The 11887-nt window shown below is 71.4% G+C and carries 10 protein-coding genes; 6 read left to right on the top strand and 4 right to left on the bottom strand.

Going from position 1 to position 11887, the window contains the following annotated elements; genetic code table 11:
- Nucleotides 1-2515: Tn3 family transposase (locus FPZ41_RS40070; RefSeq protein WP_228023317.1), on the bottom strand; the 2515-nt coding region annotated here is incomplete at its 3' end.
- 178 nt (nucleotides 2516-2693) lie between these two features.
- Here FPZ41_RS40070 and FPZ41_RS40065 point away from each other — a divergent pair.
- Nucleotides 2694-3428, top strand: a complete 735-nt coding sequence (locus tag FPZ41_RS40065; RefSeq protein ID WP_228023315.1) for a hypothetical protein — start codon at nucleotides 2694-2696, stop codon at nucleotides 3426-3428.
- Between the two features lie 62 nt (nucleotides 3429-3490).
- On the opposite strand, the gene FPZ41_RS40060 is transcribed toward FPZ41_RS40065, so the two are convergent.
- Together FPZ41_RS40060 and FPZ41_RS40055 are read right to left on the bottom strand one after the other, a co-directional pair.
- On the bottom strand, nucleotides 3491-4972 hold the full coding sequence (locus tag FPZ41_RS40060) for an MFS transporter (protein ID WP_152868960.1): 1482 nt from the start codon (nucleotides 4970-4972) through the stop codon (nucleotides 3491-3493).
- The gene (locus tag FPZ41_RS40055; protein ID WP_194236388.1) at nucleotides 4969-6522 is read right to left on the bottom strand and encodes a DHA2 family efflux MFS transporter permease subunit; all 1554 of its coding nucleotides are present in this window, start codon (nucleotides 6520-6522) and stop codon (nucleotides 4969-4971) included. Before FPZ41_RS40055 ends, FPZ41_RS40060 begins: the two co-directional genes overlap by 4 nt.
- Nucleotides 6523-6589: 67 nt before the next feature.
- Between FPZ41_RS40055 and FPZ41_RS40050 the strand changes: the two genes are divergently transcribed.
- The 3 genes from FPZ41_RS40050 to FPZ41_RS40040 all read left to right on the top strand — a co-directional run bounded on the left by FPZ41_RS40050 (nucleotide 6590) and on the right by FPZ41_RS40040 (nucleotide 8115).
- The gene (locus FPZ41_RS40050; protein ID WP_152868956.1) at nucleotides 6590-7252 is read left to right on the top strand and encodes a TetR/AcrR family transcriptional regulator; all 663 of its coding nucleotides are present in this window, start codon (nucleotides 6590-6592) and stop codon (nucleotides 7250-7252) included.
- Nucleotides 7253-7352: 100 nt separating this feature from the next.
- Nucleotides 7353-7661, top strand: coding sequence for a hypothetical protein (locus FPZ41_RS40045; protein ID WP_228023314.1), 309 nt, complete (start codon nucleotides 7353-7355; stop codon nucleotides 7659-7661).
- Complete coding sequence (locus tag FPZ41_RS40040) at nucleotides 7651-8115, top strand: archease (protein WP_152868954.1); 465 nt, start codon at nucleotides 7651-7653, stop codon at nucleotides 8113-8115. The genes FPZ41_RS40045 and FPZ41_RS40040 overlap by 11 nt, the downstream gene beginning before the upstream one ends.
- A 54-nt stretch (nucleotides 8116-8169) precedes the next feature.
- Here FPZ41_RS40040 and FPZ41_RS40035 read toward each other — a convergent pair whose 3' ends face one another.
- The gene (locus FPZ41_RS40035) at nucleotides 8170-9582 is read right to left on the bottom strand and encodes an RtcB family protein (protein ID WP_152868952.1); all 1413 of its coding nucleotides are present in this window, start codon (nucleotides 9580-9582) and stop codon (nucleotides 8170-8172) included.
- Between the two features lie 139 nt (nucleotides 9583-9721).
- Between FPZ41_RS40035 and FPZ41_RS40030 the strand changes: the two genes are divergently transcribed.
- Nucleotides 9722-10876, top strand: coding sequence for a CapA family protein (locus tag FPZ41_RS40030; protein WP_152868950.1), 1155 nt, complete (start codon nucleotides 9722-9724; stop codon nucleotides 10874-10876).
- Nucleotides 10873-11520, top strand: coding sequence for an MBL fold metallo-hydrolase (locus FPZ41_RS40025; RefSeq protein WP_152868948.1), 648 nt, complete (start codon nucleotides 10873-10875; stop codon nucleotides 11518-11520). Before FPZ41_RS40030 ends, FPZ41_RS40025 begins: the two co-directional genes overlap by 4 nt.
- Nucleotides 11521-11887 lie beyond the last annotated feature (367 nt).

The following is an 11887-nucleotide window of genomic DNA, read 5'->3' as shown; positions in this document are numbered from 1 at the left end:
GTCGAGCCGTCTTCCAGACACCGCTGCTGAACTCGCACGGACACCCCCGCGGCCATCGCATCTGACGGCCTCGACGGCCGCCCCCAACTCCCAACGGAAGCTGAGGTGTCCAGGTAACTAAATACGAGGCATTGTCGGTGGCGACCATCTCCGGCTTCACCCCGCCGTCCAGGTTCAGCAGGGCGTCCAGGATGTGCAGGGAGTCGCGGGGCGTACCCGGCACCACCATCTGCCCGATCCCGAACACCTGGTCGTTGACGGCGTTCAGCCAGGTGATGCCGCGCTTGAACCCGAAGTACTTCGGGTTCGGGGCGGTGCTGATGGACCGGACCGGGACGACAAAGCGCAGTCCGTCGACGGAGGCGAGCAGCCCGTTGCCCCAGTGCGCCACGATCGGCACCTTCGCCTGGGCCTCGATCAGGGCGGCGTTGGCCGCGGCGATGGTGTCGCTACGCAGGTAGTACTGGTCGACGTGGACCAGCCGGGAGCGGGTCAGCGCCTCGTGGCCGGGGTTGGTCACCGGGGTCATGCCGATGTTGCACGCCTCGCTCACCAGGAGCGCGACAACCGAAGTGGTGAGGTCCTTCATGCGGGTCTTGCCGTCGCCCAGGTGCACGAAGGCGTCCAGGAACCCGGTCCAGGAGTGCACCTCGAACAACAGGTCCGGCAGGTCGATCTTCGGGAGCATCTTCTCCACCCGGCGCCGCAGCCAGGCCAGCGATTTGGGTACCCCGAGCGCCCCGAGCGCGTCCACGTTGAGCTTGGCCCGGCCGTTGGGCTGCACCTCGATGCTGACCTTCGCATCGGCGCCGGCCTCTTCGAGGCGTTCGGCCATCTGCTTCCACGCCGCGTCCAGCACCCGCACCAGCTCTGCCAGATGCTCCTCGACGGGCGCCTCCAGGCTCAGGCCGGCCAGTACGTCCTCGCGCACCGCCAGCCACGGCTTGCCGTCCAGCAGCCGGGCGCGCGGGTTGGAGAAGCGGTGCGAGGGGGAAGCGAAGACGTTGCGGCTGACCAGCGCCCGGTGCAGTTGCTCCAGCACGCACACCACATAGGCGTCGCGGTCCACCGCGCCCTGTGGCAGGTCCTTGTTCGCGTACACCGCCTTGCGCCAGTACGCCGGCACCACCTTGTCGTCGACCTCCCGCTTGAGCAGCGGCTTCTTCGTCACCTGGCGCCGGTTGAGTGCGGGCAGGCCCTTGACTGCCTCCAGGACCCGCTCCCCGGCCGGGGCGGCGCCGAGCATCTTGGTGTCTCCGAGCAGCGACAGGAACGGGCGCACCGTGTTGTAGCGGTTGGCCAGCGCCTCGCGGATCGCGATCTCCGCCGAGTCGTCGCCCTCCGGGACCAGGCTCGCCACCGTGGTGGCCGCGCTCCACAGCTGGGCCCTCGGCGCGACCTCCTCCAGGGCCTTCCACATCGTGGCAGCGTCCACCGCCTTGCCGGTCTCCTCGATGTGCTCCAGCTCTTCCATGAACACCTTCGAGATGCGGGCCGTGATGCGGGACGCCTTCTCCAGCTGCGGCAGGGTGGAGAGGCGTTCCTTGTTCGTGAGCCGTTTCGCGGTGCTGAGCAGCTTGGTCGACATCAGCACCGTGAACAGCTCCAGCGCGTCGTCGATGGCCTTGGCCTCCAGGTGCCGCATCACCGCGGTCAGCATCGCGGTGCGCTTCGGCTCCGGGGCCCGCTCCAGGCTCGTCGGCTTAGACCCCAGGCCGTAGCGTGCCAGCGCGGCGAGCCGGTTCGGCGGGAGCTTGTCCAGTTTCACCCGCCCCAGCCGGTACACCGCGATCTCGTCCACCCGCTCCAGCGCCCGCTTCATCGCCGTACCGGTCGTCTTCGTCGGCGGGCGGCGGAAGGTCTCCAGGTACGAGTACCGCCTGCCCTCCGGCGTCTCCAACAGCGCCACCAGGTCAGCGGGCAGCGACGGGTCCGCCCGCCAGGCCGCCCTGGCGACCATGGTGTGCAGGCGCTTATCCGCGATCGTGCGGACCTCGGACACCTCCCGCGCCAGCACGGAAACACCGGGCAGCAGCACCCGGTTCTTACGCAGCCAGCCCACCGCATAGTCGAACAGAGCCTTCGACCCCTCCGAATGCGCGGTCCACGCCCGCCCGTGCAGGAACGTCCGGAACTTCCGCCCCCACTCCGGGTCGTCGTACTCGTGATACTCGTACGCGTCCCGGATCTCCCACGCGTGCTCGTACGCCGTCGGCTTGCGCTCGGTGTACGCCTTGACGCACGAGACGTCCTCGATGCCGAGCTGCTCGGCGATGTGCTCAATCACCACCCACGGCACATCGAGCGGATCATCCGGCAGGCACCGGCCGATGAAGCGCACCGTGCACATCTGCAGCGCGAACCCGAGCCGGTTGTGGTCCCCGCGCCGCTTCGCGATCAGCTTGCGGTCCTCGTCGTCGAGGTAGAAGAACCGCTCCAGCTCCGGCCGGGTCGGCTCCTCGTAGAACTTCCCGTACGACGCGGCCTGATCGTCAGATAAGAACTCCACTGACATGCGGCGGACGTAACCACCTGACCGTGAGCGACCGTGAATCTTCCACCGAAGACCCACGCGAAACGGATCGCTCGTGCTAATGGATCACGACGAGCTGACCATGATCAAGTGCTTAGTGTTAACGGCTGTACCGATGTTCCCCAACCCCGGACTCGAAGTCCGGTTCGCTCCTTTCCCCGTGGACGTTCTCCCCGCGGACGTTCCCCCCGACCGGTTGCTGCCGTTCTTCGCCGACTGCGCCCGTCGGGCCGAAGCCGTACGACAGTCCAGCGCCGAGGTGGTGTTCGTCGCCGGATGCGAGATCACCGCCTTCTGCGGCGGCTTCATCCCGGGCTACACCTACGGCGACCGCCTGCGGACGATGGCCGCGGCCGACATGGAATGGTGGTCCTCCCTGGGCCCGGTGCAGGAGCGCTTCAACGACTTCCTCCCCCAAGTCGCCACGACGGTCCGCACGCACTTCGGCGGGCGGGTCACTTACGCCTCCGCTCCCTGGGAGTTCGTCGACTGGCGTCCGTTCGACGTCGTCGGCATCGACGCCTACCGGGCCGCCTACAACGCCGACGGCTTCCGGGAGGAACTGCGCGGGCACTTCGCCCACGGCAAGCCCGTCGCGGTGACGGAGTACGGAACCTGCGCGTACCGGGGCGCCGGCGAACTCGGCGGCATGGCCTGGCAGGTGCCGCCCGGCGCGGTACCGGACGAGGAAGAGCAGGTGGGCTGCTTCACCGATCTGCTGGACATCTTCGAGGAGGAAGGAGTGGACACCGCGCTCTGGTTCACCTTCGCCGGCTACAGCAGGCCCGGACCCCACGACCTCGGCTCCTACGGCGTCGTCCGGATGCTCGACGAGACCCGCTGGGAACCGAAGAAGGTGTTCCACACCATGGCGGCCAGGTACCGCGGCCGCTGAAGCGGCGGGCCCGGCAGGCAGTGGACGACCGGGCTCTCGTGCTCCAGCGATGCCGCGCGGCGTCAGTGTGCCGTGACCGGACCCTGTGCCGGGTCCGGGCGCCCCACCGGCAACAGCAGTACGCCGAGGGCGGCGACCACGGCGGCGATGATCGCGCACGCGGTGAAGGCGTTGTCGAAGCCGCCGGTCCCCGCCGCCGCGCCCGCACCACCGCCCTCCAGGCTCGCCCCCGCGATGGCCGAGATGACGGCGACGCCGAGCGCCGCGCCGAGCTCGTGCGCCGTACTGACCAGGCCGGAGGCCAGCCCCATGTCCTGGTGCGGCAGGCCGTTCATCGCGGCCGTGGTGGCGCAGACGAAGGCGGTACCGAGTGCGAGCGCCAACAGCGTGAACCCGGGGACAAGATCCGTCCATACGCCGCTGTCCGCGTCCAGGCGGGTCAGCAGGGCAGCGCCGACAGCGGTCAGCGCGAAGGCGACGGAACCCACCGGCCGCCAGCCCCGCCGTACCACGAGGTGGGAGGCGACATGCGCCCCGAGCGTGATGGCCACGGCCACCGGCAGAAAGACGAGCCCCGTCTTCAACGCGCTGAACCCGAGGACATGCTGGACGTAGAACGAGCTCAGGAAGAAGCTCGCGATGAGCAGTCCGGAGGCGGCCAGCATGACCACACTGCCACCGACGAGCGAGCGCCGCGCGAAGATCGCCAGGCGGACGAGCGGCTCGGGCACCCGCCGTTCGACCGCCACGAAGGCGACGGCCGACAGCACGGCGCCGATCAGCGGCAGCCAGGCTCCCGGAGCGTCGAAGCCGTGGTCGCGGGCCTGTACCGACCCGTAGACGAGCAGGCCGGGCGCGGCCGTGAGGGTGAGCGCGCCCGCGAGGTCGAGTGAACCGGCCAGGCCCGAAGGTGCCGCCGGATCAGGGGAGTTACCGAGCAGGGCCGGGACGCCGAAGAGCGCGACCAGCCCCACCGGCACGTTGATGAAGAACACCCACTCCCATCCGGGCCCGGAGACGAACACTCCGCCGAGCAGTACGCCCACGGCGGATCCGGCACCACCGATCGCGGCCCAGACGCCGAGGGCCTTGTTGCGGTCGGGCCCGCGGAACAGGGCCGTGACAAGAGCCAGCGCGGCCGGCGACATCAGCGCCGCGCCGATGCCCTGTGCCGAGCGGGCGGCGATCAGCATCCCGCCGCCGGCCGCCAGCCCGGAGGCCACGGACGCGGCGGTGAACACCGTCAGCCCCGCGAGGAAGGCACGGAGCTTGCCGACGACGTCGGCGAGACGTCCGCCGAGCAGCAGCAGACTGCCGAAGAACAGGGTGTAGGCGGTGACGACCCACGTGAGCCCCGAGCCGTCGAGACCCAGGTCCTCGCCGATGGTCGGGAGCGCGACGTTGATGACGGTCACGTCCGCGATCAGCATGAACTGGGCGAGGCAGAGCAGGGCCAGCACACGCCACCGGTACGGGTGTTCGGCCGAGTTGCCGGACCCGTGCGGGTGGGAATCAGGGTGCGCTGCTTCCGGTGTGTGGCTCATGACGGATCTCCCGAGTCGTCGGAGTGGATACGGCGTGGTGCGAAGGCGAGGGCGATGACGACACCGGCCGTGGCGATCGCGGCCCCGGTGAACATGGCCGGCCCGAGCCCCGCGGTGAACGCGTCGCGCGCAGTGCGGGCGACCGCGGCTCCCGCCTGTGCGGGGAGTCGTTCGGCGACGGCGAGCGCCGCGCCGAGGGAGTCGTGCGCGGCGGCTTTCTCGCCCGCGCCCAAGCCGCTCCGGCCGATCTCGCTGCGGTATCGACCGGCCAGCAGGCTGCCGGTGACCGCGACCCCGAGGGCGGCGCCGAACTGAATGGCGGTGCTGTTGGTCGCCGACCCCACGCCCAGATCCCGCTCCGAAAGCGAGCCCACGATGGAGTCCGAGGTGACGGTGATGACGAACCCCGCGCCCGCGCCCAGCAGCACGATGACGGCCAGAACCCGCCCGTAGCCGTCTCCCGGGCCGGTCGTGGCGAACACGGTCAACGCGGCGGCCACCAGCGCGAGTCCGGCGGCCGCGACGTACCGCGGCCCGAGGCGCTGTGCGAGCGCCCCTGCCAATGGCCCGGCCACCAGGAGCCCCAGCGCCATCGGCCCCAGCCGCCAGCCGGTCTGCGCGGCCGTGTAACCGAGGTTGAACTGCAGATGCTGAACGAGAGCGAAGAGCGTCCCGATCATCGCGAAGGCCGCGAGCAGGATCAGCACGGCGCCAACGGCAAGCCCTCGGTGGCGGAAGATTCCCAGGGGAAGCAGTGGACCGGGAGCACGCAGCTCCCACCACACAAAGGCGGCGATGAGCACGAAGGCCGCGGTGAAGGCAGCGAGCACCACCGGATCGGTCCACCCGTCCGACGGCCCCTCGATGAGCGCCCACAGGAGCAGGGCCGGCCCCGCGACGGACATCGAGGCCCCCAGGGGATCCAGCCGACGCCCTCGCGTGCCCGGCGCAGCGGGGACCAGGAGGACGGCGGCGACCAGACCTGCGACTCCGACGGGCAGATTCACCAGGAAGACCGAGCCCCACCAGAAACGGTCGAGAAGCCAGCCTCCGAGCATCGGCCCGATGACCGTGCCGGCACCGACGGCCGCCGACCAGATACCGATCGCTTTGGTGCGCTCGGCCGGGTCCGTGAAGACGCTGCCGATGATCGCAAGGGTGGCGGGCATGATCAGCGCCTCGCCGATGCCCATCGCACCCCGCGCCACGATCAGCTGGGTGACCGACCCGGCGTAGGCGGCGGCCACCGAGGCCCCCGTGAACAGCACGAGCCCGGCGAGGAAGACCCGCTTACGGCCGAGGCGGTCGGCGAGCCCGCCGCAGAACAGCATCAGCGCGCCCGCCAGCAGCGCGTAGATGTCGACGATCCACTGCAACTGCCCGGCGGACGCACCGAGTTCGCGGACGAGTGTGGGCAGCGCGACGTTCAGGACCGTGACGTCGAGCCCGACCACCAGGAGGCTCACGCCGAGTACGGCCAGGGTCAGCCACCGCCTGCGTGGCGGCAGCGCGGCGACTTCTGCGGATGTGCGGGCAGGAACAGCAATCATGAACTGAACCGTACAGTTCATCTGAATCGAACTCAACCGTACAGTTCAGTTGCCCTATGCTGGAGTTATGGATCAAGCGGCCCCTGTCAAGCGCCCCCCGTCCGGAGCGCGAGCCGAGCAGAAGCGGGCGGCGATCATCACAGCCGCACGCGAGACCTTCCTGCAGGAAGGTTTCTCGGCCGGAATGGACCTCATCGCCGCCCGGGCGGGCGTGTCCAAGGTGACCGTCTACAACCACTTCGGCAGCAAGGAGGCCCTGTTCACCGCCGCCATCGCCGGCGCACTGGACGCCCCGCTCAGCGGGACCCTCGTGGCCGCCATCGATCAGCTCGCCGACGCGGACGACCTGCACACCGCCCTCACCGACGCCGCCCGTGCCTGGGTCGCGGGCGTCCGTGACAACCCCGACGTCCTCGCCATGCGCAACCTGGTCGCCCGCGAACTCCACCGCTTCCCCGGCCTCGGCACCGCCTGGCAGCATCAGGCCCCCGGCCGCCATCACCCGGCAGTCGCCGGCGCCCTTGAGCAACTCGTGGCCAAGGGCCGACTCGCCATCCCGGACATGGAGGTGGCGATCATCCAGCTCTACTCACTGCTGCTGTATCCCCACATGGTCTTCAGCACGTACGGCACCGAACTCGACGCGGATCTCACCGGCCGGCTGATCTCGCAGGGCGTGGAGATGTTCCTGCACCACTACGCTCCGGCCGGCCCCGGCCCCGCACGCTGAGCAGTCGACGGCGAGGGACACGGGCACGGTTTTCCGGGTGCTCGCTGCTCACGTTTCTGGGTACTCGCCGCTCACGCACCCTTCTGAGGAGATGACCAGGATGCTGATCATCGGACTGCTCCTCCTCGTGGCCTCGGGCGCCTTCACCGGCCTGGTGATCGCCTACAACCTGTCCGGTGGCCCCGAGTACACCGTGACGATGTTCGGCCAGTACATCGCCACCATGAACTCCCTCGCGATCTTCTGCTCGGGTCTGGCCCTGGCCCTCATCTTCTGTCTGGGCCTCGCCCTGGCGCTGGCAGGGAGCGGAGCGGCACACCCCCGGCACCGCAGACCGCGGGGGTCCGACGGGACGTACGACACCGCCCCGCTCCACGGCGAGGGAACCGGCGACGACCATGGTCGGTGACCCGGACGACGACGTGGAGGCACGGCGGCAGGGCATCCCCGGCCACCGCACGGTGCCACACACCGCCGACATCCGCGTCGAGGCCTGGGGAGCGAGCCGGGAGCGCTGTCTGGCGGAGGCCGTGCTGGGCATGGTCGAGTGCTTCGCCGACGTCTCAGCGGTGCGGCCCACAGCAGTGGAGCGGGTCCGGCTGACCGAGGACAGCGACGACAATCTGCTGGCCGCGCTCCTGGACGAGGTCCTCTTCCGGCTGGAGGTGCACGGCAGGGTGCCCGTGGACGTCGAGGTGGACACGGCCGACGAAGCCGACGACGGTCTCGACGTACGGCTGGCCGTCGCCGACCTAACGGCGGTGGAGATCACCGGCGCCGCGCCGAAGGCCGTCTCGTGGCACGAACTGCACATCGGGCCGGGCCCGTACGGCTGGTCGTGCGCGGTGACGATCGATGCCTGAGGTGCGTGAGACCGCGAGGCGTCTGCGGAGGAGTGCACGGCGAGGTACGGCTCCTCAGCCCTTGACCACGCCCAGCGGGACCAGCCGCGCCACCGTGCGGCACAGCCCGGCCCGTTCGCTGGCGGCCACCACCGCGCTCACGTCCTTGTACGCCTCCGGGGCCTCCTCGGCCAGGCCGCGCCAGGACCGTGGCCGTACCGCGATGCCGTCCCGTTCCAGACGGGCCCCCAGTTCCCGGCCGACGACGGAGCGCGCGGCCCGGTGACGGCTCCATACGCGGCCCGCGCCGTGGCAGGTCGAGAAGAAGGCGCCCCCGCCGGGCACGCCCGCGAGCACGTACGAGGCCGTGCCCATGGTGCCGGGGATCAGGACGGGCTGGCCGACCGCCCGGACGTCCTCGGGCAGGTCGGGGTGCCCGGGCGGGAAGGCGCGGGTGGCGCCCTTGCGGTGCACGCACAGTCGGCGCCGCGTCCCGTCCACCTCGTGGGTCTCGATCTTGGCGAGGTTGTGGGACACGTCGTACACCAGCGTCAGACGGGCGCCCGCGGCGCGACGGAAGACCCGGCGGGCCGCGTCGGAGAGGACCTGGCGGTTCGCGCGCCCGTAGTTCGCGGCCGCGGCCATCGCGCCCAGGTAGGCGCGCCCCTCCGGCGAGTCCACGGGGGTACAGGCCAGCTGCCGGTCGGGCACGGTGATGCCGTACCGGGCCATGGCGCGATCCATCGTTTTGACGTGGTCGGTGCAGATCTGGTGGCCGAGGCCGCGCGAACCGCAGTGGATCATCACGCACACCTGGTCGAGGGCCAGTCCGAACGCGGCGGCGGCCGTCTCGTCGTACACCTCGGCGACCCGCTGCACCTCCAGGAAGTGGTTGGCGGACCCGAGACTGCCGACCTGCCGTATGCCCCGTTCCCGGGCCCGCTCGCCGACCTGGGTCACATCGGCGTCGGCGACCGCGCCGCCGTCCTCGCAGCGGGCCAGGTCGTGGTCCTCGCCGTATCCCTCGGCGACGGCGTACCGGGAGCCGCCCTCAAGGATCCGTTCCAGTTGCCCGTGGCCCGTCGGCCGCCACACACCACCGGGGCCCGCGCCGCGCGGGATCGCCCGGTCCAGACCGTCCATGACGGCGGGCAGTGCGGAGCGCAGCGCCCGCCGGTCGATGTCGGCGGCCAGCAGCCGCACCCCGCAGGAGATGTCGAAACCGACCCCGCCGGGCGAGACGACACCGCCCTCGTCCACGTCGGTCGCGGCCACCCCGCCGATGGGGAAGCCGTAGCCCCAGTGGATGTCCGGCATGGCGTACGAGGCACCGACGATGCCGGGCAGGGTGGCCACGTTGACGACCTGCTTCAGCGACTGTTCGGCGTCGCCGAGGAGGTCCCGGGAGGCGAACACCACGCCGGGCACCCGCATCGGCCCCCGGCGTTCGATGCGGAAGCGCCAGGGCCGCTCCTCGACCAGTTCCATCGCGACCTCCCGCGGCTCCTGTCGCTCGCGTTGCCTCTGTCCTGTCCCGTCCTGTCCGCGGTACCCGTGCCGGTGCCGCCCTACCGGATACGGAAACGGGCATGGGCGAATCGTCCCGGCGCCGCCTTACTGTGGGGACATGGGCGGCGGCGTGGTGACGCTGTTCCTGTGCGGCGATGTGATGCTCGGGCGCGGTGTCGACCAGATCCTCGCGCACCCCGGTGATCCGGCACTGCGGGAGGACTACGTCGCGGACGCCCGGGAGTACGTCCGGCTCGCGGAGTCGGCGAGCGGCCCGATCCCCGCCCCGGTCGACCCTTCCTGGCCGTGGGGCGAGGCACTGCGGGTCCTGGAGGAGGCCGCCCCGGACGCCCGGATCGTGAACCTGGAGACGTCCGTGACCCGGCGTGACGCGTTCGCGCACGGCAAGGCGGTCCACTACCGGATGCACCCGGCGAACCTGCCCGCACTGACGGTGGCCCGGCCCGACGTGTGCGTCCTGGCCAACAACCACGTGCTGGACTTCGGCCGCCCGGGCCTGGCGGAGACGCTCGACTCGCTGGCCCGCGCGGGCTTGCGCGTGGTGGGCGCCGGACGGGACGCCGACGAGGCGTACGCGCCCGCGGCGGTTCCCGTCGCGGGCGGGGGCCGGGTGCTGGTGTTCGCCCTGGGGGCGCGGTGCAGCGGCATCCCGCCGGACTGGGCGGCGACCGCGGAATCGCCCGGTGTCGCGTACGTCCCCGATCTGTCGGTGACCACGGCCGACGCGGTGGTCCGGCACGTGCGGCGGGCGAAGCGTCCGGGAGACATCACGGTCGTGTCCGTGCACTGGGGCTCCAACTGGGGATACCGGATCTCCCGGGATCAGCTCCGCTTCGCGCACACCCTGGTGGACGGCGGCGTCGATGTCGTCCACGGTCACTCCTCGCACCACCCTCGGCGCCTGGAGGTGTACCGCGATCGGTTGATCCTGCACGGCTGCGGCGACTTCATCGACGACTACGAGGGCATCGGCGGGTACGAGGAGTACCGAGACGACCTCCGGCTCGTCCACCTCGTCTCCGTGGCCGCGGACACGGGGCGGCTCACCGGCCTGCGGATCGTGCCCCTTCAGGCCCGGCGGATGCGGCTGGAGCCCGCGGCGGACGAGGACCGCGACTGGCTGCGGGCGACCCTCGACCGCATCAGCGACGGCGTCCGGATCACCCTGGCCTCCGACGGCACACTGGCGCTGGCGCATCCCACGACCACGTCCGGAACAGGAGACGGGCCCGGACAGGCGGGCGGCGGATGAACCTCCGGTTGCGGCTGACCCTGCTCGGCGTGGGCGCGATGAACTCGCCGCGGTTCGCGCCCGCGGGGCTGCTGCTGCGCTGCGCCCGGCAGCGCGCCGCCTTCGACGGCGGGCCGGGCGCGGAACCGCCGCCGGGGAGGCTCGCCGGCTGGCTGGTCACCGACGAGCAGGCGGAGCTGCGGTCCGCGCTCGGCCTGCGCGCGAGCGCGCGGGGCGTCCGGATCGGGGCCGGTGACCTGGAACTGGGCACCGTCCGGGTGCGCTGCCTGCCGGTGGAGCACACGTCGCATCCCGCGTACGGCTACCGCATCGAGACGGGCGGGCCGGTCGCGGTGTGGGCGCCGGAGTTCTGGGAGTTCCCCGAGTGGGCCGCGGGCGCGGACCTCATGTTCGCCGAGGCCGCCGCCTGGGACCGGCCGATACGGTTCCGGGGCGGCGTCGGAGGCCACGCGAGCGTGCGCAGCGTCGCGGACCAGGCCGTACGGCTCGGGGTGCGGCGGCTGGTGCTGGCCCATATCGGACGGCCCACGCTGCGGGCGATCGACGCCGGGGCACGGCCGCCGTTCGGCGAGTGGGGGGTCGAGGGCCGCACCTACTCCCTGGGCTTCGCCGCACCTGCTTCCTCAGCCCCACTTGCTTCCTGAGCCCCACCCCCTTCCTGGGCTCCGCCGACCTGCACCCTGGGCTCCGCCGACCCGCTCGGGGGGCTTCACCGGCACCCGGGTCACCGGATCGCCTACAGCCGGGGCGCCCGGCATCGCCATCGATCGCCGCACGTTTCCGCAGGTGGGAGCGGGTCGGCGCGGTCGGCGGAGCGGTGTGCGGGCGTGGTGCGGCGAGGGTTCCCGCTCGCTGGTCGGGGCGAGCTGGGCCACGCTGAGATGCGGACGGACATACGAACGGGGCCGCGGGCGGCCGACGCGCGCCGCCCGGTGATCCGGCGCACCACGCCGGAGCGCGTCCCGCGGCACGGCGCGGCCCACACCACTCGCCTCCACTCCCCCCATCCCC

The sequence above is a fragment of the Streptomyces acidicola genome (assembly GCF_009377235.1).
Taxonomy (GTDB): Bacteria; Actinomycetota; Actinomycetes; order Streptomycetales; family Streptomycetaceae; genus Streptomyces; species Streptomyces acidicola.
Note: the sequence above shows the minus strand (reverse complement) of the source record. Positions and strands in the feature narration are given on the sequence as shown.

Excerpts from the sequence above, each read along its gene's own strand:
- FPZ41_RS40060 (WP_152868960.1), bottom strand. The coding sequence starts at position 4,972 with ATGAGCCACACACCGGAAGCAGCGCACCCTGATTCCCACCCGCACGGG.
- FPZ41_RS40055 (WP_194236388.1), bottom strand. The coding sequence starts at position 6,522 with ATGATTGCTGTTCCTGCCCGCACATCCGCAGAAGTCGCCGCGCTGCCG.
- FPZ41_RS40050 (WP_152868956.1), top strand. The coding sequence starts at position 6,590 with ATGGATCAAGCGGCCCCTGTCAAGCGCCCCCCGTCCGGAGCGCGAGCC.
- FPZ41_RS40045 (WP_228023314.1), top strand. The coding sequence starts at position 7,353 with ATGCTGATCATCGGACTGCTCCTCCTCGTGGCCTCGGGCGCCTTCACC.
- FPZ41_RS40040 (WP_152868954.1), top strand. The coding sequence starts at position 7,651 with ATGGTCGGTGACCCGGACGACGACGTGGAGGCACGGCGGCAGGGCATC.
- FPZ41_RS40035 (WP_152868952.1), bottom strand. The coding sequence starts at position 9,582 with ATGGAACTGGTCGAGGAGCGGCCCTGGCGCTTCCGCATCGAACGCCGG.
- FPZ41_RS40030 (WP_152868950.1), top strand. The coding sequence starts at position 9,722 with ATGGGCGGCGGCGTGGTGACGCTGTTCCTGTGCGGCGATGTGATGCTC.
- FPZ41_RS40025 (WP_152868948.1), top strand. The coding sequence starts at position 10,873 with ATGAACCTCCGGTTGCGGCTGACCCTGCTCGGCGTGGGCGCGATGAAC.